The sequence below is a fragment of the Paenibacillus sp. FSL H8-0048 genome (assembly GCF_038002825.1).
GTDB lineage: Bacteria > Bacillota > Bacilli > Paenibacillales > Paenibacillaceae > Paenibacillus_AQ.
Genome location: NZ_JBBODF010000001.1, coordinates 6,767,009 through 6,791,474 on the forward strand (window position 1 = coordinate 6,767,009; position 24,466 = coordinate 6,791,474).

19 protein-coding genes are annotated in these 24,466 nt (G+C 52.3%); 13 read left to right on the top strand and 6 right to left on the bottom strand.

All coding sequences use genetic code 11. From position 1 onward, the window contains the following. Nucleotides 1-5 precede the first annotated feature (5 nt). Nucleotides 6-1,775, bottom strand: a complete 1,770-nt coding sequence (locus NSU18_RS29325; RefSeq protein ID WP_341150724.1) for a thiamine pyrophosphate-binding protein — start codon at nt 1,773-1,775, stop codon at nt 6-8. Nucleotides 1,776-1,996: 221 nt separating this feature from the next. Between NSU18_RS29325 and NSU18_RS29330 the strand changes: the two genes are divergently transcribed. Next, on the top strand, nt 1,997-3,442 hold the full coding sequence (locus NSU18_RS29330; protein ID WP_341150725.1) for a glycosyltransferase: 1,446 nt from the start codon (nt 1,997-1,999) through the stop codon (nt 3,440-3,442). A gap of 103 nt (nt 3,443-3,545) precedes the next feature. Continuing rightward, nucleotides 3,546-4,988 (top strand): amino acid permease, encoded by a 1,443-nt coding sequence (locus tag NSU18_RS29335; RefSeq protein WP_341017796.1) that lies wholly within the window; start codon nt 3,546-3,548, stop codon nt 4,986-4,988. Here the strand turns inward: NSU18_RS29335 and NSU18_RS29340 are convergent. Both NSU18_RS29340 and NSU18_RS29345 read right to left on the bottom strand, forming a co-directional pair. Continuing rightward, nucleotides 4,985-5,596, bottom strand: a complete 612-nt coding sequence (locus NSU18_RS29340; protein ID WP_341017798.1) for a LysE family transporter — start codon at nt 5,594-5,596, stop codon at nt 4,985-4,987. The two genes, NSU18_RS29335 and NSU18_RS29340, sit on opposite strands and share 4 nt — an antisense overlap. 149 nt (nt 5,597-5,745) lie before the next feature. Beyond that, complete coding sequence (locus NSU18_RS29345) at nt 5,746-6,267, bottom strand: DUF3231 family protein (protein WP_341017799.1); 522 nt, start codon at nt 6,265-6,267, stop codon at nt 5,746-5,748. 152 nt (nt 6,268-6,419) lie between these two features. On the opposite strand from NSU18_RS29345, the gene NSU18_RS29350 reads away from it, so the two are divergent. Continuing rightward, entirely contained in the window at nt 6,420-7,727 is a 1,308-nt protein-coding gene (locus NSU18_RS29350) for an MFS transporter (RefSeq protein ID WP_341017800.1), read from the top strand. Between the two features lie 322 nt (nt 7,728-8,049). Here the strand turns inward: NSU18_RS29350 and NSU18_RS29355 are convergent, their stop codons facing one another. After that, entirely contained in the window at nt 8,050-9,711 is a 1,662-nt protein-coding gene (locus NSU18_RS29355; protein ID WP_341150726.1) for a ribonuclease J, read from the bottom strand. A gap of 151 nt (nt 9,712-9,862) precedes the next feature. On the opposite strand from NSU18_RS29355, the gene NSU18_RS29360 reads away from it, so the two are divergent. From NSU18_RS29360 to NSU18_RS29395, 8 genes are all read left to right on the top strand, one after another. Further along, nucleotides 9,863-10,519, top strand: a complete 657-nt coding sequence (locus NSU18_RS29360; RefSeq protein ID WP_341017802.1) for a class I SAM-dependent methyltransferase — start codon at nt 9,863-9,865, stop codon at nt 10,517-10,519. Between the two features lie 215 nt (nt 10,520-10,734). Beyond that, nucleotides 10,735-11,883, top strand: a complete 1,149-nt coding sequence (locus NSU18_RS29365; protein ID WP_341017803.1) for a GntR family transcriptional regulator — start codon at nt 10,735-10,737, stop codon at nt 11,881-11,883. A gap of 204 nt (nt 11,884-12,087) precedes the next feature. Then, a complete protein-coding gene (locus NSU18_RS29370) occupies nt 12,088-13,401 on the top strand; it encodes a glycoside hydrolase family 125 protein (protein ID WP_341150727.1) in 1,314 nt (437 codons plus the stop codon). A gap of 140 nt (nt 13,402-13,541) precedes the next feature. Continuing rightward, nucleotides 13,542-14,924 (top strand): extracellular solute-binding protein, encoded by a 1,383-nt coding sequence (locus NSU18_RS29375; RefSeq protein ID WP_341150728.1) that lies wholly within the window; start codon nt 13,542-13,544, stop codon nt 14,922-14,924. A 68-nt stretch (nt 14,925-14,992) separates the two neighbouring features. Continuing rightward, the gene (locus NSU18_RS29380) at nt 14,993-15,859 is read left to right on the top strand and encodes a carbohydrate ABC transporter permease (RefSeq protein ID WP_036699600.1); all 867 of its coding nucleotides are present in this window, start codon (nt 14,993-14,995) and stop codon (nt 15,857-15,859) included. Between the two features lie 21 nt (nt 15,860-15,880). After that, nucleotides 15,881-16,702, top strand: coding sequence for a carbohydrate ABC transporter permease (locus NSU18_RS29385; protein ID WP_341150729.1), 822 nt, complete (start codon nt 15,881-15,883; stop codon nt 16,700-16,702). A gap of 15 nt (nt 16,703-16,717) precedes the next feature. Continuing rightward, a complete protein-coding gene (locus tag NSU18_RS29390) occupies nt 16,718-19,525 on the top strand; it encodes an alpha-mannosidase (protein ID WP_341150730.1) in 2,808 nt (935 codons plus the stop codon). 680 nt (nt 19,526-20,205) lie between these two features. Continuing rightward, nucleotides 20,206-20,355: a lmo0937 family membrane protein gene (locus tag NSU18_RS29395; protein WP_238650404.1), complete on the top strand. Its 150-nt coding sequence runs from the start codon at nt 20,206-20,208 to the stop codon at nt 20,353-20,355. A gap of 104 nt (nt 20,356-20,459) precedes the next feature. Here NSU18_RS29395 and NSU18_RS29400 read toward each other — a convergent pair whose 3' ends face one another. Next, complete coding sequence (locus tag NSU18_RS29400) at nt 20,460-21,377, bottom strand: FkbM family methyltransferase (RefSeq protein ID WP_341017809.1); 918 nt, start codon at nt 21,375-21,377, stop codon at nt 20,460-20,462. Further along, on the bottom strand, nt 21,374-22,447 hold the full coding sequence (locus tag NSU18_RS29405) for an NAD-dependent epimerase/dehydratase family protein (RefSeq protein WP_341150731.1): 1,074 nt from the start codon (nt 22,445-22,447) through the stop codon (nt 21,374-21,376). The genes NSU18_RS29400 and NSU18_RS29405 overlap by 4 nt, the downstream gene beginning before the upstream one ends. A gap of 183 nt (nt 22,448-22,630) precedes the next feature. On the opposite strand from NSU18_RS29405, the gene NSU18_RS29410 reads away from it, so the two are divergent. Together NSU18_RS29410 and NSU18_RS29415 are read left to right on the top strand one after the other, a co-directional pair. Next, nucleotides 22,631-23,188 (top strand): 5' nucleotidase, NT5C type, encoded by a 558-nt coding sequence (locus NSU18_RS29410; RefSeq protein WP_341017812.1) that lies wholly within the window; start codon nt 22,631-22,633, stop codon nt 23,186-23,188. Nucleotides 23,189-23,372: 184 nt separating this feature from the next. Beyond that, complete coding sequence (locus tag NSU18_RS29415) at nt 23,373-24,464, top strand: cache domain-containing protein (protein WP_341017813.1); 1,092 nt, start codon at nt 23,373-23,375, stop codon at nt 24,462-24,464. The last annotated feature ends 2 nt before the right edge of the window (nt 24,465-24,466 follow it).

The window sequence follows — 24,466 nt, forward strand, 5'->3', positions numbered from 1 at the left end:
AGCAGTCACTCCAAGCAATTAGATTGGTATTCCTCCCGCGGGAGAAAAGGAAACATATCATCATAGGCTGTAGATACCATCGTTCCATCCTCCAATTGGCGGGAGGATACCCGGGGAATAAGCAATTGATCGGTTGGTGTCATGATCTCGCAAATCATCGGTCCCGGGAGCCGGAACAGCTCCGCGAGCTGCTCATCCAGCCCATTAAGCTGTTCAATCCTCATATAGCCGAAGTCAAATGTCTCAGCCATCCGCTCGAATGGAACGAAGCTTACCCCGGAATCTGGTCCTTCTCCCAGATAGCGCCCGCCCATAAAGTTAGACTGGGTGTGCCGGATCAGCAGATATCCGCCATTATTGAGCAGAATGAACTTCACGGGGAGCTGATGATGGCGGATGGTCTGCAACTCCTGCAGGTTCATCTGAAAGGATCCGTCACCTGTAATACAATAGACCTCTCTGCGGCCGGCGGCTACCGATGCACCTATCGCTCCAGGGGTATAGCCCATAGTGGATAATCCGCCTGTGATGATATGCCGTTGCCCGGCCTTCACCTTGAAGGCCTGGGCATGGACATGGAAGCAGGAGCCGGTATCCACGACGAACAGGCCATCCTCCGGTGCAAGCTCCGAGAACCGGGTCATGAAGCGGTAAGAATTGATACCTCTGCTGTCATCGTCGTATTCAGGCAGGTTCACAGGATAACGCCGCTTCCAGAACTGTGTCTGACGGACCCACCCGGCATAAGAGGGATCTCCGCTCCATAATGCCGTAAGCCGGCTGAAGAAATCACGGGCCTCCCCCTGCACAGGAAGGTCTGGGACCACTGAGGGCTTATTCAATTCCTTGGCATCAATATCCACATGGATCTTGAACGCATTCTTGGCGAAATCGGCAAAATCATATCCCACCAGCCCGATGCCAAGCCGGCAGCCAACGGTCAGCAGAAGATCGCAGTTCTGCACGGTGAAGTTCGCCGGGCGGTCACCATAAGTACCGGGGCGGCCGACAAACAAGGGGTGCTCATGGTCCATCAGATCCATTCCCAGCCGGGAGGTCAGCACGGGAATTCCGGCTGCTTCCGCGAATTCATGCATGGCTTCTACCGCATCTCCCTGCCGGACGCCTGCCCCTGCCAGCAGACATGGCCGTTTGCTGCGCTTCAGCGCATCCAGTACCTGCTCAAGCACAGCATCCGTAATCTCTGGTACTATGAGGAGTGGTTCTGTGAAGCCTGCATAGTCATCCGGGTCAAAGGTTGCGCCCTGCAGGTCCACCGGCACCTCCAGATAGACTGGACCTACGCGGCCGTTCTTGGCCAGATAGATACATTTCTCCACTTCATAGCGGACCTGAGAGAGATTCTCCAGCCTGACGGCATATTTGGTAATCTGGCGAAAAATATCCAGAGAATCGAAGCCCTGAAGGGCGAATTGCCGCGGTCCTTTTACCTGGGCAAGCGCAGTCTTGGAATTCCCGCCGACAACAACCATTGGGGAAGAATCGACGTACGCGCCGGTTACACCTGTAATGGTATTCAAAGCTCCGGGCCCTGCTGTAACGTAAGCGACGCCAAGCTTGCCGGTCATCCTTCCGTAGGCCTCGGCCGCCATAGCTGCTGCCTGCTCGTGATGGCAGCAGACATACTCCTGCCTGCCATGCTGGTAGAGCGCATCGGTCAGATGCATAATCATTCCTCCGGTGACCAGAAATACAGTCTTCCCGCCTTCATCATATAAAGAGTGCGTTATATAATCCGCTACTCTCATTCTCATTCATGCTGCCTCCTTTTAAGAACACAACTATACCCATGCCTGCCTGCGTTTACTTGATAAGCTTATTTATATGCGGATGTTGCAGGAATAGGTCCATAAGATTCGCTTCATCCGGATTTTCCAATAGATCTGCCGGTTCCACATTTGGCTGTTAACGAATACCTATATGTAAAACGAATACCTATATGTAAAGTGTTTTTATCGAAAAGGGGGCTCTTCTCATGGACGCTACACCATCACTTCTGAAAGAGACAGGTTATATATCACGTCCTTCCTGCGTGTCAATAGGTCCTGACGTAACAGTACAGGGAGGGTATTACTGGAACATTGTTGAGCAGGATTCGGTTAATCTTCCCCAGTTAATGATCGGGTATGGCAGCCAGATAGAGGCTGGTTCGCATGTCCAATGCAGCCATAAAGTCCACATAGGCCGGAACGTGAAGATCGGGCCCTATGTCAGCCTATCAGACCACGCAGCACATTCAAAACATCCGGGTTATCCAACCTGGGCCAAACCAGAGAAAGATCCCAGACCTGCTGGAGAGCTAATGATAAGGGATGGAAGCATAATTGGAGCACATTCTGTAATTACTGGACCCATTATGATCGGAATATTCTGCATTGTAGAGCCTCATAGTGTGGTTGTGGACAATGTTCCCAGCTTTTGCCGGGTATCGGGCAATCCGGCCATAGTTACGGAAGTATTCGTTCCTGAACTGCTTGATTGGGTTAAAGTGAGCAGCGAGGAGGAAAGAGAATCAGCCCTTGCCAGCCGCCATGGACATCCATTGCTGTCTATTGTGATGCCGACATTTAACCGTGCACGTCATCTGAACAATAATCTCCATTCGATTTATACTCAGATCTGTGATGGGGATTTAGTAGAAGTAGTGATCTCAGACAATGCCTCCCCAGATCAGACACAACAGGTAAGTGCGGCATATACGAGACTTTTCTCTAGCGCACGATACAGCCGAAACGCGGAGAATATTGGCGCAGACCGTAATATTGCTCTTGTCAGTACCCTGGCTAAAGGCAGTTTCATCAAGCTGCAGGGAGACGACGATTACTGGATTGATGGGGCGCTGCCTGATTTCTTAGGGATTATTATGAATCATTTGGATTGTGCACTGATTCACACGAACCAGTTCAAATCTGATGGACAGGTGTATTGTCTGGAGGGTGGTGATAACTTTTTGACTCTTACAGGTAATAATGCGGTGTCTATGACTATGAATACTATGAAACGTTCCGTTTGGGAGCAAATTGGTGATAAACTGAAATTTGGTTACACGAATCTCAATCACTTCTATTGGTTCTATGAAATTCTCATCAGGAACCCTAAATTCTGTATCATCAACCGCAATCTGCACAGGGGTGCAGGAATAGCTCCAATGGGATACAACGTAGGAGAAGTGGGGATTAAGAATTATCTGGAAGCAATACAACATTACGAAGGCTCGCTTCTCAGCAGTGAGGCTATTCATATGGCAAAGAAACGGCACTTGTATAAAGTGCTCCTCCGGGTATACGAAATCATTGTGAAATACAATCTGCCAAGCGATGTATCCAATTTTGAAGATTATTACACAGATTCTTACGCGAATGAAGATTATTACGAAGATGGCCTTATGAAGCTGCGGCAAATCTCAACGTTACGCCCATGAAGAGAATACTCTGGCCCGAAAACTAAATTCATGAAACCCCGCCCGCAGGGAAGGATAGAGGGTGAGAGACCTCTCTAATTCTGACAAGATAAGGACGGAGTTCATGAAGCAGACTTCTGGATCAACGGGCAAAGACAAGAAACTGAAGTGGTGGCAGCTCAGTCTGCTCGGCATTGCGGGGACGATCGGGACCGGGTATTTCCTCGGCTCGGGGCTGGCGATCTCGATGGGCGGGCCGGCGGTGCTGCTGGTGTATCTGCTGGCGGCAGCGGGAACCTATGCGGTGTTCGATGCGCTGGCGCGGATGACGGCGGCGCAGCCGGAGCAAGGCTCGTTCCGCTCCTATGCGAAGCAGGCCTTCGGGGATTGGGCGGGCTTCGGCAGCGGCTGGGTATACTGGTTCTCGGAGCTGCTGATTATGGGCAGCCAGCTGACTGCGTTGTCCATCTTCTCACGGTTCTGGTTCCCGGGCGTACCGATGTGGATTTTTGCAGCGGGGTATGCGGTAGTCGCTCTGGGAATTGTATTCTTCGGCAACAAGGGCTTCGACCGGGTGGAGAATGTGCTGGCCGTCATCAAGGTGGCGGCTATTCTTATGTTCCTGGTGATAGCGGCTATGCTGCTGGCAGGCTGGATCGGCGGCGGCAAGTTCACCCCGAAGGTTCCGCTCAGCTATAAGGAGGTGTTCCCGTCCGGGGGCATTGGGGTATGGTCCGCCTTCATCTTCGCCTTCTATGCCTACGGCGGGATTGAGGTGCTGGGAATTATGTCTTACCGGCTCCAGAAGCCGGAGGAAGCGCCGAAGGCGGGGAAGGTGATGCTGCTGGGGCTGGGAACCGTTTATATTTTGTCGATTGGACTGGCGGTGATTATGGTGCCGCTTAGCGCTTTTAACCCGAAGGAAAGTCCGTTCGTACTGGCTCTGCGCAGCGACCATCTGGCCTTCGTGCCGCATCTGTTCAACGGGGTGCTGATTATCGCCGGGTTCTCCACCATGACGGCGTCATTGTACGCGATTACCTCGATGATGATTACGCTGGCCCAGGAGGGAGATGCGCCCAAGGTGTTCTCCAGGAAGTGGAAGGATAAGTACCCGCTGCTGGCGCTGTGCCTGATTGCAGGTGGTCTGACGGGTACGGTCATTATGGCTCTGCTGCTGCCGGGAAAAGTATATGAATATGTCACCACCGCCGCCGGGCTGATGATTCTGTATAACTGGGCGTTCATCCTGCTCTCCTCGGGCAAGCTGCTGAAGCGGGGCGTGCTTAGCAGTGTGAAGCGCTGGAGCGGGCTGGTGCTGATTCTGGCTGCCGTTACAGGCACCCTGTTCCATAAGCTCAGCCGCCCGGGCTTCTATATCAGCCTGCTGATCGTAGCTCTGATTGGGTTAAGTGACTGGATGCTCCAGCATCACCGCAGTAAGCACGGGCAGGAGGCAGCGGAACAGGAGCAGCGCCGGGAAGTGCAAGCGGGAAGCTTCCACTCCTTGCCGGGCGGACCCGGCTTCCGGATTAAGGGCATCCGGCTGAGGAAGAACAAGATCTAATGGAAGAACAGCAGCCGGGCAGCCTGAATCCCGAAATAGCAGCCGAAGCCGACCAGTGACAGGCCGGACAGGACGGAGATAGCCTTCAGCACCCGCGAAGTCAGGAAGGAGCGGAATAGGCTGGAGGCTGCCGCCATGGTCACATCCCAGAGCAGGATGCCGAGGACAATAGCCCCGCTGTAGATCAGGAGCTGCTGCATCGGGTATTCGTTCACCGCTTTGGCCAAGATAGAGCCGTAGATTCCGAGCCAGAACAGAATGGAGAGGGGATTAAACAGCGACATGAGGAATCCCGATACGAAGGATTTGGACAGGGAGACCCCGCTGCCTCTTGTTTCTGCCGCCGTAATCTCTCCCGAGTGCATGATGCTCTCGATCCCGGTATAGACCAGCACGAAGAAGCCGAACAGCCACAGGAAGGCCTTGATGAACGGAGCATCCAGCAGATGAATCATCCCCAGATAGACCAGCAGCATGTAGATAATATCGGCACTGATGGCTCCAAGACCCACCACCCAGGCGGGCATGAAGCCTCCCCGCAGCCCCTTGTCCAATTGTGCAGCATTAATAGGGCCTATAGGTGCTGACAGGGATAATCCCAGCACCATATAACCTATGAAAATGTTAATGATGTCCTCCTCCTTTATTCTATATAGATAGCTTATTCGGCAAGAGGAGAGAATAGGACAACCAGACCCGAAAGAGGCCCGCGAAGAATCGCGGGCCTTTTACTATAAAGTGGCGGGAACTAAATGCGTTACGCGTGGACCGGCTCTGGCCGCTTGACGAGCAGCGGCGGGGGAATCAGCCAGCCTTTTTTCTTCAGCAGATGCAGGTTCTTGACGCCGATGGCCGCTTTGGTCAGATGATATTTGGCGAACAGCGCGCCGATATCCTCACGGATGGACTGCCCCATAGCCTGGCTGCAGGCTACAAGCCCTGTCGCCAGATTGGCGGCCAGCATAGCTGCGATCTCAGGGTCTGAGAACCGTGCGCCCACCGGGATATCCTCCAGCCGGGTTTCTGGACGATTCGGCAGTGCCGGAGCGGCCGCAATACCCTGCTCAGACAGCAGCGAATCGCACTCGCTAATTTCTAACTCTGCCTGGTCGATCATTGCGGCGATAATTTTCTTCAGGTCACTGTCTCCGGCGTGATACATGTAAGCTCTGTAGGCTGATAAGGCTCCCTTGGCAGCCATAGAGGTCTCCCACACCATAAAAATTTCTCCATAATGCATCGGTTCTTCCTTCGGGTTACCGCCTAGAATGCCTGTCATAAGTAAGCTCCTTTTCGGTTGGATTTGAACAAGGTATAGCATACCCCTGCAGACCTGTCTGTTATGCTGCTGCTTTTTCTCTGGAAGCTGCATAATTACAGCGCTTAGAACCACAATAAGCAGGTGCGATTATGAATGAAGGTGGTTCGTCCATGAAAGCGTCACAAGAGTCCAGAGGGAAAAAAGGTTCCAAAGCGGCACTCATTGCGCTCGCTTCTATCCCGCTCATTATGACACTGGGCAACTCTATGCTGCTGCCGATCCTGCCGCAGATCTCCAAGGAGCTGGGGGTGAGCCCTTTCCAGGTCAGTATGATCATTACGGTCTATGGACTGATTGCCATCCTAATGATTCCCGTTGCCGGATATCTGTCAGACCGCTTCGGCCGCAAAAGGGTCATTCTGCCCAGCCTTATCCTGGCCGCCATTGGCGGAGCCGGATGCGTAGCAGCCGCCTGGTTCTTCAGCGGAATCACAGCTTACTGGATTATCCTTGCGGGACGATTTGTGCAGGGCATTGGAGCAGCGGGCGCCTTCCCGATTGTCATTCCGTTCGTAGGCGATCTGTTCAAGGATGAGAAGGAGGTCAGCAAAGGGCTGGGGATCATAGAGACCTCGAACACGTTCGGCAAAGTACTGAGTCCTATCCTGGGAGCCTACCTGGGCACCCTGCTGTGGTATGCGCCCTTCATAGCGATCCCGCTATTGTGTCTGATCTCCTGCGCGCTGGTGATCTTTCTGGTTCATTCGCCGAAGAGGGAGGAGGAAGCCGGTAAGCAGAGTCTGCGGCAATTCCTGAGCGGCATCAAGGAAGTGCTCCATGAACGGGGCCGGTGGCTGTACGCCATCTTCGCCATCGGCGGCATCTGCATGTATGCAACCTTCGGGGTATTGTTCTACTTATCAGAGACTCTGGAGTCGAGATATAATCTGCATGGAGCCTCCAAGGGCTTTGTGCTGGCCATTCCGCTGGCGCTGCTATGTCTGGCTTCTTACGGCAGCGGCAAGATCATCGGCAAAAACAAACCGCTCATGAAATGGCTCGGCTTCGGCGGTATGGCCCTGCTGACCGCGTCTATGCTGGTCACCGGCTTCAGCCAGAACATTTACTTCATGGTTGGCCTCCTAAGTCTGGGCGGTATCGGAATCGGCGTGGTTCTGCCTTGCATGGATGCCTTGATTACGGAAGGTATCGAGAAGGAGAACCGGGGCACCATCACCTCCCTGTACAGTAGCATGAGGTTCATCGGGGTGGCGCTGGGTCCGCCGGTAGTCTCCCTGCTGATGAACCGGGGGCACTGGGTCCTGTTCGGCACCATGGCCGGTGTCGGTGCTGTCGGCGGGCTGCTGAGCTTCTTCGCGGTTACGCCGAGTAAGAAGGATGCGGACGGCGGGGGGCAAGCAGAACGGAGTGCGTTCAAGGCGAAGAAGAGTGGTGCGTTGCGCCAGCGGGCGCGGTAGGGTTGAAAGAAGGGGCGTCCTGGTGGGGCGCCCCTTGTTTGTGCTTTTGTGGATAAATATTTTTTGAACATCAGATTGAGGAGTCTGCCGTATAGAGGAATATTGCAATAAATGCAACATTCCTGCTCCACAGCAGCGATCAAAGCTGAAATCCTGCACGAATTGCAACAAATCCAGCGCTAACTTGCTCTAATTATCGGAAATCCTGCTAATGATGCAACATTGCTCTCCAGCCAGAAACTTGGTATAGAGGATTCCTGCAAAAATTGCAACAATTCTCCATATAAGCAGTCGGTGAGAGAAGGCACCAGTATCCTTCACTCTACACCTCGATAATAATCGGCAGAATCATCGGACGGCGCTTCGTCCGCTCATACAGGAATTTGCTGAGCGTATCCTTCAGCGTCTGCTTGATCAGATTCCACTGGCCCAGATCGGCGCGGCTCATCTTCTGCAGCGTGGTTTTGACGAGCTGGTTGATCTCATCCATCAGGGTGTCAGAATTGCGGACAAAGATGAACCCGCGGGAAATCGTATCCGGCTCATTCAGCAGCCGCCCGTCGGCCTGGCTTAAGGTAATGACCGTGATCAGCACCCCGTCGGCTGAGAGCTGGCGGCGGTCCCGCAGCACTACATTGCCGATATCGCCAATTCCCAGTCCGTCGACGAAAATCTGCCCCGCTGTAATCCGCCCCGACTGGCGGACCACACCGCCTGCGGATTCCACCAAATCTCCGTTTTTCAGCAGGAAGATATGGTCTCCCCGGACTCCCACCCCTTCAGCCAGCAGCCGATGGTGATGCAGCATCCGGTATTCGCCGTGAATCGGAATGAAGTACTCCGGCTTCATCAGGGTCAGCATCAGCTTCAATTCCTCCTGGCTGCCGTGGCCGGAGACATGCAGCTCGCTGCGTGAGCCGTAGATCACCTTGGCCCCGAGGATATAGAGATTATCCACAATCCGGGATACATTGCGTTCATTGCCCGGGATCGGATTCGCCGCCAGCAGTACGGTATCTCCCGCCTGAATCTCCATCTGCCGGTTGCTGGCATTCGCCAGGCGCGATAAAGCGGCCATCGGCTCACCCTGGCTGCCTGTGCATAGCACAGCAACCTCTTCCGGCGGCAGCTTGGCGGCCTCCGCAGGCTCGACCAGCATTCCTTCGGGGACGTCCAGATACCCCAGCTCCCTGGAGACGTTGACCACATTGACCATGCTCCGCCCCAGCAGGGCCAGCTTGCGTCCGGTAAGTCCGGCAGCGTCCACAATCTGCTGGAGCCGGTGGACATTGGAGGCGAAGGTTGAGACGAAGATCCGGCGCTCCGCCTGCTTGAAGGCCTGCTCCATATGCGCGCCGACCAGTTGCTCGGAGGGGGTGAAGCCGGGCCGTTCCGCATTCGTGCTCTCAGAGAGCAGGAAGCGGACGCTGCGGGTGCCGATCTCCGCCATTTTGTGAATATCCGGGTATTGCTTGTTCACCGGGGTCATATCGAATTTGAAATCACCCGTATGGACAACCGTCCCTTCAGGGGTATCGAACACCACGCCCAGACAGTCCGGGATACTGTGATTGGTCCGGAAGAAGGTGGTCGTCACCGCCCCGAAGGTGAGCTCGGAATCTGCATCAATGCAGTGAAGCCTGGCATCCCGGAGCAGCCCGTGCTCCTTCAGCTTAGTCTCGATCAGGCCAAGCGTCAGGCGCGAGGCATAGAGCGGGAGATTCATCTGCTTGAGCAGATAAGGAATACCGCCGATATGGTCTTCATGCCCGTGGGTGACAATCAGGGCCCTCACCTTATCCTTATTATCCAGCAGGTAGGTAATATCGGGAATGATCAGGTCAATACCCAGCAGGCTCTCATCAGGAAATTTAGACCCGCAGTCGATAGCGATAATATCATCACCGTATTGCAGGATATACATATTCTTGCCAATCTCATGGACGCCGCCCAGGGCGGCAATCTGTAGACGTTCTTTTGCCATTGTTACAACTCCTCCTTGTCTCGGTGTTCTTAGGATTTACCGGATTTTGCGGATCATACGGATTCTTAATTACGTTGCCCGCGAATAGACTAACTATTATCAGGAAGTTAACAAAGCAAAAACTGACTGTACTTCATCGGGAGGGGAATAAATGAATATATGGAAAAGTGAAAAACCTTTTTTTGAAACGGACTCGATAACGGGACATCTGTATAGCGCTTGGCGGGGACACTGCAGGTTCGGTTACGATCTGGTTCGTAATTTAAAGCCGGGTAAATTGGTGGAATTAGGAACTTATTATGGGGCATCGTTCTTCTCCTTCTGTCAAGGCGTGAAGGATGAGGGGCTGGATACGAAATGTTATGCGGTGGATACATGGATTGGCGACAAGCATTCCGGCTTCTTCACGGGTACCATTTATGATTCGGTGCACGAGCTAGGAGAGCAATTCTATCCCGGAATCTCTAATTTACTCCGTATGACCTTTGACGAGGCTGTAGAGAATTTTGAAGACAACAGCATCGATCTTCTGCATATTGACGGTCTTCACACCTACGAAGCGGTCAAGCATGATTATGAATTGTGGCTGCCCAAGCTGGCTGACAACGGTGTCGTTCTATTTCATGATATTACTGTGCACATGGATGATTTCGGTGTATACCAGCTCTGGGATGAATTACAGGAATTGCACCCTGCTGCCCAATTTGAACATTCCCATGGTCTAGGCATTCTCATGCCCAAAGGCTGCCCGCAAGTTATGTCTTATATGCTCTCTAAATGGGATAAGATTAAACCTCTATACATCTGATCCCTGTGGGCCAGCCGTTTGAATTCCTCAGCGAGAGTGGAAGATAGGGACATCTATGAGGCTAACTGTATACACAAGCCACAAAAAGCACGCGCTCTCCTACAAAGGATGAGGCGCGCTTTTTCAATAGTGGGGATTTTCTTCACAATCCTAATATAACATGGTATATTAGGATATGTCTTTCCGAGAGAAAGCGGTAATGGAGGTGCTTGACTATGGCGGGCGACTCAGGCTCGATGCCGATGTACGAGAAGATTTTTCAGACGCTGCGCGAGCGGATCAACAAAAATGAATATAAAGCCGGGGAACGGGTTCCCTCGGAGAAAGAGCTATGCAGTGAGTTCGGGGTGAGCCGGATTACTTCTAAAAAAGCACTTAAGATGCTGGCCGACGAACATCTGATTGTCCGCCAGCCGGGCAGAGGATCGTTCGTAGCGGATGCGAATTCCCTAATCATGAAACCGTTTGAACTTCCGCAGACGGTACGGACAACGGGCAAGAAACGGATTATCGGGCTGGTGATTACACACTTCAGTGATATGTATGGAACCGAGCTGATCTACGGGATGGAGGAGGCTTCGCGCGACCATGACGCGTTCCTCGTCGTCCGGCGGTCCTTCGGGATTCCGGAGCTGGAGGAGAAGGCGATACAGCAATTGCTGGGACTCGGTGTAGACGGACTGATTATTTTCCCGGCACAGGGTGAATATTTCAGTGCAGAGATCCTGAAGCTGGTGATTCAGAAGTTCCCGTTCGTGATGATTGACAGGTACTTGAAGGGAATTCCTGCTTCCTCTGTGAGTACGGACAATATTCAAGCGGCCAAGGAGGCCACACAATATCTGTTTGGGCTGGGACATCGTCATATCGGATTCCTGGCACCACCTCCGGCGAATACCACCGCTATTGAGGAACGCATCGATGGTATTATCGAAGCTCATGTCGGGCAGAATTTGCTGGTGAACCGTGAATTATGGATGGAGACGATCACTTCTACGATGCCGAATGTGTTTGACCCGCAGGCCCGCATAGAGGATGTGGACCGGCTGGTGGAGCATCTCCGCCAGCATCCGCAGATTACCGCGCTGTTCGCTGCCGAATATAACATCGCGCTGCTGGTGGAGGAGGCGGCAGACCGGCTGGGCCTGCGGATTCCTGAGGACTTATCGGTCATCTGCTTCGACAGCCCCGAGCTGCAAGAGGGTTGCCGGATCACGCATATGCGGCAGAATCAGTTCAGCATCGGCAAGCAGGCCTTTGAGAATGTGCTGACGATGCAAGGGAATGAACAGCCGATTACCCGCATTCTTCTGCCGGCGGTATTAATCTCAGGCCGGTCTACAGCGAAGGTCCGTAAGCAATGACCTCACTGCAACAGGCCGCTTTCATCATAACGGAAATGAATGAGCCTTCATCGCGAAGGCTTTTTTGCTGCATTCTCAACCCAATTAAACATAACTAATATATCAATATGACATACTAATCTATAAATATACCAATAATATATTGACATATTGATATTATTTGTTTACTTTAATGAAAGCGTTTGAAACACTGATATATACCATTTGGAGGTGCAACATACACCCGTGAAGCTGCAGAATGAAATTCCGAAGTCAGTCTATGATTTGATCGGCAAGATACAAGGGGAGTTGCCAGACTCTTCCAAGCTGGCCAAGATGTTCGAGGACTGCATTATCAATACCATTGGTACCACCATTTCGCAGAAAGCAGATGGCACCACCTTCGTTATAACAGGTGATATACCAGCTATGTGGCTGCGTGATTCCGCCGCCCAGGTTCGCCCGTATCTGCTGCTTGCCGCAGAAGATCCTAAGATGGAGGCGATGATTGCGGGTCTGGTGAAGCGGCAGATGAACTATATTCTGCTTGATCCGTATGCCAATGCCTTCAATGAAGAGTCGAACGGCCACGGACATCAATCGGATCTTACAGACATGAGCCCATGGATCTGGGAACGCAAGTATGAGATTGATTCGCTGGCGTATCCGATTCAGCTCAGTTATCTGCTCTGGAAGAATAGCGGCTGCGTATCGCAGTTCGACGAGACCTTCCGCAAGGCAGCGCTTGAAATCATGAAGCTGTGGAGAGTGGAGCAGCATCACGAGACAGATTCTCCCTATACGTTCCAGCGGCTGGATGCACCGCTCACGGATACCTTGACCCGTGAAGGCAAAGGCAGCGAAACTGCGTATACCGGGATGACCTGGTCAGGCTTCCGGCCAAGTGATGATTGCTGTGAATACGGTTATCTGGTGCCGTCCAATATGTTCGCTGTGGTGGTCCTGCGCTATCTGGAAGAGATCGCTCAAGCGATCTACGGGGACCAGGAGCTTGCGGCAGCGGCACAGAAGCTGGGGCAGGAGATTAATCAGGGGATTCAGGAGTATGGCATCTATAATCATCCGGTCTATGGGAGAATCTATGCTTATGAGACGGATGGGCTGGGCCACTATAATCTGATGGATGATGCCAATGTGCCAAGCCTGCTGTCCTTGCCTTACTTGGGTTATACCGACGAGAATGACGAGGTGTACCGCAATACCCGGAGATTTATCCTCAGCGAAGACAATCCTTATTACTATAAAGGGCAGGTTGCAGAAGGCATCGGCAGTCCGCATACCCCGGAAGGTTACATCTGGCACATCGCCTTGTCTATGCAAGGACTTACGTCACCGGAACGCAGCGAGAAAGAACGCTTACTGCAGCTGATTCAGGATACGGATGGCGGCACAGGCCTGACACACGAAGGCTTCTCTGTCAACGATGCCGCAGCATTCACCCGTCCGTGGTTCTCCTGGTCGAATATGCTGTTCAGCGAACTGATTATGGATTATTGCGGATTACGGGTAGTGAAGTAGACCGGATAGTAAGTAGACCAGATAGCGAAGTAGAAAAGACGGCTTGTCCGTTCTTTTCGAAGCTTTTATGAAAGCGTTAAATATAAGGATTTATATGTTGCACATGATAAAGAAATTACAACCAAAAGGGGCAAAGACAAATGAAAATAAATAAATTCAAAGTTTCAATGACTGCGGCAATGGCTTCTCTTCTTCTGTTGACTACAGCTTGTTCAAGCGGCAATTCGAATTCCGGTTCGGGCGCAGCCGAAGGGAAGCAGGAGGTCACAATTACCTTCCGTTCGTCGGGCTCTGAGGATACATTGACCAAGTATTTTGAATCGGGACTGATTGAGAAGTTCGAAACGGACAACCCGGATATCAAGATCAAGATCGCTCCGGTGCTGGCCAGTGAAGGGGATTACACCTCCAAAATCGTCCTGCAGATGAAGTCGCCCGATACCGCGCCGGATATTGTAGCCGAAGATACCTCCATTATTAAATCGGATGCCGCCGCCGGATATCTGGAGCCGCTCGATACTCAGGTTGCGGGCTGGAGTGACTGGAAGGACAAGTTCATTGAGAATCTGAAGGCCGGTGTGACCGGTGAAGACGGCAAAATCTACGGCATTCCGGCCACCTCGGATACACGCGGTATCTGGTATAACAAGGAACTGCTGGCGCAAGCAGGATTACCGGTACCGTTCAAGCCTGCCTCTTGGGATGAGGTGCTGGAAGCAGCACGCACGATTAAGGATAAGCTGCCTGGCGTAACCCCGCTGAATATGATCGTGGGCAAATCGAGCGGTGAAGGCGTAACGATGCAGACGCTGGAGATGCTTCTGTACGGCACGAATGACACGCTCTACAACGATGAAACCAAGAAATGGGTCGTAAGCAGCCCCGGACTATTAGATTCCTTCAAATTCATTGATCAGTTGTTCAATGTAGATAAGACTGGACCGACGATGCAGGTAGCACTGAACGGACAAGCCGGCAGCATTGCCTTCCAGCAATTGTTCCCGCAAGGCAAGCTGGCGATGGCCGTGGACGGAAGCTGGGCCGGTTCGACCTGGTTCGAGAACGGTGCGGCACCGATTGAGAATGTGGCAGACAAGATGGGCTTCGCGCCATTCCCGACACAGAACGGTCAAGAGCCTGGAGCGATCACCATGTCCGGCGGCTGGGCCTGGTCGATTCCGGCACAATCGCAGAACAAGGAAGCCGCGTGGAAGTTCATGGAGTTCCTGATGAATCAGGAGAACGCTACCGGACGCGTAATGGCTGAGGGGAACCTGAGCCCGCGTAATGATTCTGTGGACGTAGCAGGCTATACCGACCGCACGTATACCGCCGAGGCGCAAGCCTTGCTGGAGGTGGCGAAATTCCGCCCGGCCAATGACGAGTATGCTACCGTATCCGCCCAGATTCAGAGCATTGTCGAGAGCATTGCTTCCGGCAAGCTGACACCGGAGGACGCTGTGAAGCAGCTGAAGGATAATGTAGTCCGCGCCCTTGGCGAAGATAAAGTAGAAGTCAAATAGAGGAATTGAGAATTCGAGCGCAGAGGAGAAGCGATTCTCCTCTTTCGGATTTGGAGGGGGAGTGACCTATGAAAAGGAAGTCACGGGGCGCATTTTTATTCTTGACGCCTTCTGTCTTGCTGCTGCTGATATTCTTTATCGTACCGATTATATTGACCATTTGCTTTGCCTTCACCAATATGGCTCTGACGGGCAGTGCTGCCCGTAACCTGCAATTCATCGGCTTCCAGAACTTCACCAATATGTTCCAGGACCCGGATTTCCGGATCAGTGTCTGGAGAACCCTGGTGTTCCTGATTTTCTCAGCGGTCATCGGGCAGGTTGTGCTCGGCTTCATTCTGGCCCTATTAATGAAAGAAAAGAATGTAACCTTCCGCCGGATCATCGGCATCATCGTGATTGCAGGCTGGGTAACACCTGAGATCGTTGTCGCCTTCTGTATGGTGGCCTTCTTCAGTGATAACGGGTCCCTCAATCAGATCATCGGCTGGTTCGGCATTAGCCCGGTCTCCTGGCTGTTCAGCTTCCCGATGGTGAGTGTCATCATTGCCAACATCTGGCACGGCACCGCGTTCTCAATGATGGTCTATCAATCTGCTCTGGATGAGATTCCTAAGGACATTGAAGAGGCAGCCACGATTGACGGCGCAAGCAACTTCAAGATTCTAAGCTACATCACCATTCCTATGGTCAAAGGCTCGATCGTCACCAACATGATGCTTGTCACGCTCCAGACACTGGGCGTATTCACACTGATCTATACCATGACCGGAGGGGGACCGGGAACGGCCACTCAGACCTTACCGGTATTTATGTACAACCAGGCCTTCGTCAATTATCAATTCGGATACGGCACTGCAATCTCACTCGTACTGCTGGTGATCGGAATTGTTGCAAGCTTGTTCTATATGAAATCTATGAAAGTCAAGGTCTAACCCTGAAGGAGGTGCATCACTGTGGTCAAGCATAGGCTTCAACGTAATATCCAATACGGAATTCTGGTCATTCTGGGACTCTGTTTCCTGCTGCCGTTATTCTGGATTCTGCTCGCTTCGTTTGATACAAATGCCCAGCAGGGTATTAAGTTCCCGAACTTCACGCTGGATAACTTCTCGGCAGTGCTCGGAGACAGCGGCAATCTGCGTTCGTTCGGCGTAGGGATCATTCTCTCCGGAGGTCAGGCAACCCTTGTTGTTCTTGCATCCGTCCTGGCTGCGTACCCGTTATCCCGTTATGAGATGCGCTTCAAAAAAAGCTTCCTGCTCAGCATCCTCTTCATGACGGCTCTGCCGATTACGGCGGTTATGGTTCCGGTATTTCAAATGTTCCTGTTCTTCAAATTGCAGAACTCAATCTTCGCAACCATGCTCTTCCTCACATCCTCCTCGCTTCCTTACGGGATCTGGATGATGAAGAGCTTCATGGACTCTGTGCCAATCGACCTGGAGGAAGCAGCCTGGATCGACGGGGCCTCCGTCTGGGGCGGATTACGTAGAATCGTGGCTCCGCTAATGCTTCCAGGTATCGCAACGATTGCGATCTTTACCTTCTCGGGCAGCTGGGGGAATTTCTTCGTACCGTATATTCTGCTCCAGACACCGGAGAAGCTGCCGGCATCCGTTACCATCTATCAATTCTTCGGCAGCCACGGCATGGTCGAATACGGCAGACTCGCTGCCTTCTCACTGCTCTACACGATGCCTTCCGTAGTGCTGTATATGTTCTCCCAGCGGTATATGTCCAAGGGGTTCAGCATGGGCGGAGCAACTAAAGGATAATGGAGGGTTACCGATATGGCTAACAACCTAGATAACAACATCGCTAATAAAAAAACAGCACATATCATCTCGCACACCCACTGGGACCGTGAATGGTATATGCCTTATGAACATCATCATCTGTTATTGATTGAACTGATGGATAAGCTGCTGGGCACGCTGGATCAAGATCCGGATTACCGCTATTTCCATCTGGACGGACAGACCATTATCCGCGAGGATTATCTCCAGGTCCGCCCGGAGCAGAGAGAGCGGCTGGACCGCTACATTCGTGAAGGACGCATTCATTTTGGTCCGTGGTACGTGCTCCAGGACGAATTCCTGACCAGCGGGGAGGCGAATCTGCGCAACCTGCTGATCGGGCATATGGATGCAAGGCCCTTCGGGATCATCTCCAAAACCGGCTATTTCCCCGATTCCTTCGGCAACATGGGCCAGGCGCCGCAGATTCTCCAGCAGGCCGGAATTACGAATGCCATCTTCGGACGCGGCGTGAAGCCGACAGGCTTCAATAATGAAGTCAGCGAGAACGATACCTACGAGTCTCCTTATTCCGAGATGGTCTGGCGTTCCCCGGACGGTTCGGAGGTGCTGGGTGTGCTGTTCGCCAACTGGTACTGCAACGGTATGGAGGTTCCGGCAGACCCGGTTGCTGCGAAGGCGTATTGGGACAAGAATCTCGCAGACGCCGGGAAGTTCGCTTCTACTCCGCATCTGCTGTTCATGAACGGCTGCGATCACCAGCCGATTCAGACCGATCTGTCCGAGGCGATCCGCACAGCTTCCAGCTTGTATCCCGATGTGGAGTTCGTACACTCCAATTTCGACGAGTACCTGAAGGCACTGGAAGCTGATCTTCCCGGCGATCTGGTGACGGTGGAAGGGGAGCTGCGCAGCCAGCATACGGATGGTTGGGGCACACTGGTCAACACGGCATCCTCACGGGTGTATCTGAAGCAATTGAACCAATCCGGCCAGACCTTGCTGGAAAAGGTGGCTGAGCCATTGGCGGCGTTCGCTGCGCTGGCCGGCGTACAGGCCTATCCGCATGCGCTGCTGACCTATGCGTGGAAGACGCTCATGCAGAATCATCCGCATGACAGCATCTGCGGCTGCAGCGTGGATGAGGTGCACCGCGAGATGGTGACCCGGTTCGCCAAGAGCAGCCAGATGGCTGAGGCGATTGCCGCGCAGAGCGCGGCTGCGCTTACTGAAGCCATTGATGTGGCCGGAGTAGCGGCCTGGGGAACGGATGCGGTTCCGTTCACCGTATTTAACACCAGCGGCTGGTCCAGAACCGGAACGGTTACGGTGGAGCTGATTACGACGAAGAAATATTTCCCGCAAGGCCCAACCCCGCAGGGGCTTGCACGGGAGCTTGCGCAGGAGCCGCTGGGCGAATGGCAGGTTATGGACGAAGCGGGCAAAGTCTATCCGGCTGACCTTGCGGATCTCGGGGTTCACTTCGGGTACGAGCTGCCCAAGGACCGCTTCCGCCAGCCTTATATGGCGCGTAAGGTCCGGGTGACCTTCCCGGCAGTGGATGTGGCTGCGCTTGGTTACCGTACGTATGCATTGGTTCCCGCTGCGGCTGCCACCGGAGCGGAAGCAGCCGGGCTGGATAGTGTACGTGTACAAGGCCATACGATGGAGAACGGGAAGCTTATCGTGGCGGTTGCAAGTAACGGTACCGTGACCGTTACAGACAAACAGTCAGGTGCGGTCTATGCCGGACTGAACGTCTATGAGAACACCGGTGACATCGGCAATGAGTATGTGTACCGCCAGCCGGAAGGCAGTGAGGTGCTGACCACCGAAGGCTTAACGGCTGAGATTTCAGTCAAGGAGCAGTCCCCGTCGCGTGTGGTGATGGAGACGGTGCTGCGCTGGGAGGTTCCGGCCAGTGCAGACGAGACCTTCCTCACCGAGAAGCAGCAGATGGTTCCGTTCACTGAGCGTACCGCGCAGCGTTCGGCTCAGATGGTGCCGCTAGTGCTGACCACACACTATACACTGGAAGCTGGAAGCGGAATGTTACAGGTAAGCACCAGCTTCGATAATCAGGCCAAGGATCAGCGGCTCAGAGCTTTGTTCCCTACAGGGCTTGAAGCGGACCACCACTATGCGGACTCTGTCTTCGAGGTGGCCAGACGCAATAACCAGCCTGCGGCGGAGTGGATCAATCCGAGTAATGCCCAGCATCAGCAGGTCTTCGTCAGCGTAGCGGACGGAGTCCATGGGCTTGCGGTTGCGAACAAGGGACTGAATGAGTATGAAGTACTGCTGGACGGCAAAAACACCATTGCTGTAACCCTGCTGCGCTCATCCTCTGAACTCGGAGACTGGGGTGTGTTCGAGACGCCGGAGGCACAGTGCCTGGGCCAGCAATCCGTAGAATACGCGATCATCCCTTATACAGGTGACGGAGCGGTGTCTGGTGCTTATGCACAAGCCTACCAGTACCAGATTCCGTGGACGGTCCTTCAGACTCAAGGTCCTGCTACACGCGTTCCGGTCGTGAATGGACGTCCGCATTCAGGCGGATTGACCCTGCCTGTATCCGGGCAGTGGTTAAGCTGGAACTCCAGCGCTTCGCCGCTGGCCTTCTCGACCCTGAAGATGGCTGAGGAGACAGGCGACCTCGTGGCCCGCTGGTACAATCTGGGCGGCGAACCTGCGGAGCTTACAGTCCAGCCATCCTTCAGTGCAGAGGCAGTCTATGAGAGTGATGTGCTGGAGCGCCGTGTTTCGAAGCTTGCGGCAGCGGAGCAGCCTGTGGACGGCTTCAAGATCGTCACACAGGTGTACCAGTTGGAGAAATAGGCTATAGCAATAATTGTATAGAAACCGAAAATAAGCGGTACAACCTCCAAGCTCATTCAGGAATGAGTCTTGGGTTTGTACCGCTTTTATTTGATACATCGTCTAGATCCTCTTGAAGTTTACCGGATTTGGCGGTTACAGATATCCAAGCCAATCCCACCGTGCTATCCTTGTCGGCCACCTATTACCCCGGGATATCCCATCTGCTGCGCATGACATGTTCAGCTAACTTCTCAGGAATATCTCTCCGCGACAGGCTGGTTTCGCCGCTTCCTGCTTCCAGAATAATAGTGGGTGCTCCCGCTCCTAACTGGCGGATATGGAGGTTATAACCTCCGGCATCCACCAGTTGACCCGGTGCAGGATAGCTTTTACGGGCGGAGCTTGCGGCAAGGGCTTCATACAGGAACCCTGATCCTGCGAGAAATAGGACAGCAGATACAAGGATCAGCAGTAGCTTAAGCAGCCTGTTCCGCAGTTTTCGGGCAGCGGGTTTCGGATGACTGGAAGATTTTCATGGTGGCGGGTTCGTCTCCTTTTTTACAATACAATTGTATTATTTAAAAAGAGTATACCAGTCCAACCCCTAATTAAGCAATGTCCTGGGGCAGCCGTTTGATTTCTTCTCCACACGGGTAAAATAGAGTCAAACAACCCAGAGGAGAAAGGTGGTACATCTTATGCTGTGGGGACTCATTGGACTCGTAGTGGCAATCTGGCTGTTCGGCGTCATCTTTAACTTCATGGGTAACCTGATCCATCTGCTGCTGTTCGTGGCAGCGGTGCTGTTCGTGGTGAACCTGTTTAAAGGCAGATCTCGAAGATCATAACGATTTTAATTTGCCTTAATTCAATCTTATAGAGAAAGCACGCGCTCTCCCGCAAAGGATGAGGCGTGCTTTTTCAATGTGTTTATTTATTTTGCCTGCAAAAATTAGAATTTATCAGCATGTTTATCCCTGTGCAGAAACACAAAATTGGTTTGCCTTGTATGATCCTCTATTTTTTCAATAGGAGTAATTTGTCCAGACTCCACTGCGAAGCAGCGGTAATCAAGCTTTTCCAGAATTTGCAGCACATCATTAGGGTGATAGCTGAATTTGGCGGCCCACTTGCGTAGCAGCTCAAACAACAGGATCGGCTTGTGCTTACTGATCATGTCAAGTCCACCCTCCAGAACGAGAAGCTCGGCGCCTTCCACATCGCATTTTATGAAATCAATCTGCTCTGGTATTTGCTCAATATAAGAATCCAAAGTACGGAATTCGCAATCCACCTGCATGACCTCCTCACCGCCCGATAAATTTTGCAATGAGCTGTTGCCTGACCCTTGTTTATAGAAATAGACAGGAAGTGTACCTGACTTGTCGGATAGTCCTATATTATAAGCTGTCACATTGGAAACGTGGTTCAAATCCAGATTCTTCTGCAAATTCTCGAAGGTGGCAGGAATAGGTTCGAAGGCGTACACCTTACTGAGCGGGTAATGCCGTGCCAGATGCAGTGAGTAATATCCGCAATTGGCTCCTATATCCAGAATGACTGAGGTCGAAGTTAGAAGATTGAAGATACATTCCAGTTCTTCCTGCTCGTATGCGCCGAAATTAAGGATTTCGATGGGAACGGTTCTCTGATCTTGGGGATTACATAATAGCTTGAAGCCATGCTGTCTGGTGACCATAATGACACTGCCGTCTATGATTTCGATTCTGGCAATATCGGTCTCCTTTAGGTAATGGCTATAGGCAAATAAGAGCTGGTGATATCTTTCATGCATGGTCGTGATAAATTCGGACTTTGCGAAACTTCCTTCGAGAAATGCTTGTTTTTCTGAAATTAGCGGTGTTGTCATATTGTACCTTCCTTTCTATAATTGGCAGAATAACTTCTAATTGTCCTTGAGAAACCAGCCGTTATCCCTGTCGAAGGACGCCAGCCGAGCTTCATAGCCCTAGTGATATCCGGAATATTCTTATCGATCTTACTGGGAACATACTGGCCTGAGGGAGCCGATCTTACTACCTTCAGTCCATACTCGGGAAACAGGCTTACCAGGGTCGAGGCAAGCTCGGAGATGCTGACTGCCCCTTCGGGATTTCCAATATTATAGGCTTCGCCGTTCACACCATTAAGAAGAATGGTGAAAAACCCGGCAGTGGCATCTGCCAGGTAACAAAAGGCGCGTATTGCAGTCCCTTCGCTAGTCATGGCAATGTCTTGGCGGTTCAGAATATTGCCGACGAAGTCAGCGAAGACCCGCCCGTCATCCAGCTTCATTCCCGGCCCGTAAGTATGATAAGGACGTACAACCTTAACGGGAACACCATACTGATGATGCCAGCATACGCACATGGTTTCAGCCATTCGCTTGCTCTCCGCATAACAGGAGCGGACGCTCATGGGGTTGACATGACCCCAGTCCTCCTCTTTTGTGGGAATAAAGGCATCTGGAACCTGTCCGTATATTTCGCCTGAGCTTAAAAAAAGCATCGACTCCACCTGCTTCTCCACTGCAAGCTTGAGTAAATTAAGGGTTCCCATCACGTTGGCAGATAAGGTGCCTACCGGATCGGCGTTGTAGTATTTAGGACTTGCCTGGCTGGCAGCATGGATAATAAAGTCCACCCGCCCGGGCCAGCTTACAGGTTCACAGACATCCTGAACCAGAAATTCCAAATGGGGATTATTCTGATAACGGGCAAACCTGCTCCTGGCTGCCGCTTCATTTCTTACCAGCACAAGGACATGCACCGGAGAGTCCAGGAGCGGCCGTCTGTTCAAGGCCATGCAGGTGTCCACCATATAGGAGGGAATCAGGCCGCTGGCTCCGGTAATAAGTACTGTGCGGCCTGAGAGTTCTTGCCAGGGTAAGCTGGTGCCAAGAATGGCTTCCAGATCCTCCTCAATGACAGAATTATTCATTAGGCTGTATTACCTCCTTTCTTTCAGTAACAGTATATGAATGGTTTAACGGAATATGAAAAAGGTGGACTTCGCGGATTTGGTGCAGAAAGCAGTTGGAACAAAGCCCGTATTGCCCGACAGTCTGGACACCCGTCCCCCGGATGCCTATAATGGATGAAAATGCATTTTGGAGGACAAGCAATGCGTAAACCGATCATCGCCGTCGATATGGACGATACGATCTGCCATCTCGTCAAACGGGCGATCTACCACAATAATATCCAGTTTCCTACGCATCCGCTTAGATACGAGGACATGACGGACTGGAATACGGACCACCTGCGGCACCCGGACAGCACGATGGAGCTCTTTTTCGGGAGACCGGGCTTATATGAAGAACTGGAGCTGTTCGATGAATATGTAGTGGAAGAGATGGAGAAGCTTCACTATGCGTATGATGTCATCATTGTTACGGCGGCCGCGCCGAAGACGGTGGGTGAGAAATGGAACTGGTTGCAGAAGCACATGCCGTATATCCCGCCTGAGAATTTCTTCACCGCCCGGCGCAAGCATCTGATCGGCTACGACCTGCTGATTGATGACGGTCCGCATAACCTGCTGCCCGCCGTGAAGGCCGGAAGGAAGGTGCTGTGCATCCCGCATCCCTGGAACCTGAGGGCGCGTGAGGAGTATGCTTTTCCGCTGATGACCTCCTGGGAGGGTGCCAAGGAACGGGTGGATGAGATTTTGCAGGCTTAGGGTGAACGTGAACCTTGAACTTGAATAACCGTCTGAAGATAAGCCTTGCTGCTGCGGGCTTATTCTGTTATGTCCGGAAGACCTGTCTGCCGCCTGTCCTGCGATAAATCCGCTGTCGAACATTATCAGTATTTGCGGTATGATGAATATATCATTGCGTTTTTGCTCCAAGGAGGATTGCGGGTTGTATATAAGTTTGAAGCGTAAGCTTCGTCAAAATCACAAGCTGAGCCTGACCACGCTGCTCACAGGTCTGGTGACACTGGTGGTTCTGCTGACTTCAAGTATTCTTCTGCTCGGTTCGTATGAGTCCAAGAAGCGATCCTTAATGGAGACCACGCTTCATCTGAATTACCTCAATGCTGACCGGATGTCCAAGACGATGGATTCATTATTTCAATCTATGCACGGGACTCTGGAATACAACGCTATCAGGTTGTCTGACATAGACGCTATGCCGCCGCAGGAAGTGAATGCTTCTCTGGATCTGATGCGCAGCAGCAGCAATTTCTTCAATTCCATCACCGTGGTTGATGCCAGCGGACTTATCCGCAATGTCTCACCAGCCAGCATAGGAACAACAGGCATGCACGTTAGCTCAGCGAACAGCAAGGAAGCCTTAGCGCTCCGCAAGCCATATATTTCTTCCCCTTATTTGACAGCCAATACCAAGCGGTTAATCGTATTTTTGAGCCAGCCCATCTTCGATGCTGCGGGTACCTATGCCGGAATTCTTAGCGGCACTATCTATCTTCAGGAGAATAACGTGCTGTCTGAGATTTTTGACAATGGGCAGGAGGATGATTCGGGGGCTTATTATTATATTGTGGATTCTGAAGGGCATCTGGTCTATCACCCGGATAAAGCACGGATCGGCACCGATGTCAGCAGTAATGAGGTTGTGCAGCAGCTGATGAATAAGCGAAGCGGAGAACAGCCTGTTACGAACCTCCGTGGCATTGAGGTGCTGGCCGGTTACTCCAGTGTGCCCGCTAATGGCTGGGGCATTGTGGTTGTCTCCCCGATTAGCCAGATTCATCAAGAGCTGATCGGGCATTTTCGTACCTTGATCGGGTTTTCCTCCATACCGTTCATTCTGCTGCTGCTGGGCGTTATTATGCTGGCACGCAAGTTTGCGCGTCCTTTTGTTTATCTGGCAGATGTCGTGAGCCGAATGGGCACGGAACAGATAGAATTGCAGGAAGCGAAGCGCTATTGGAGCCGGGAGGCCTACTTACTGACAGACGGAGTGTCGCTTGCCCTGGCCAATATCTAGCA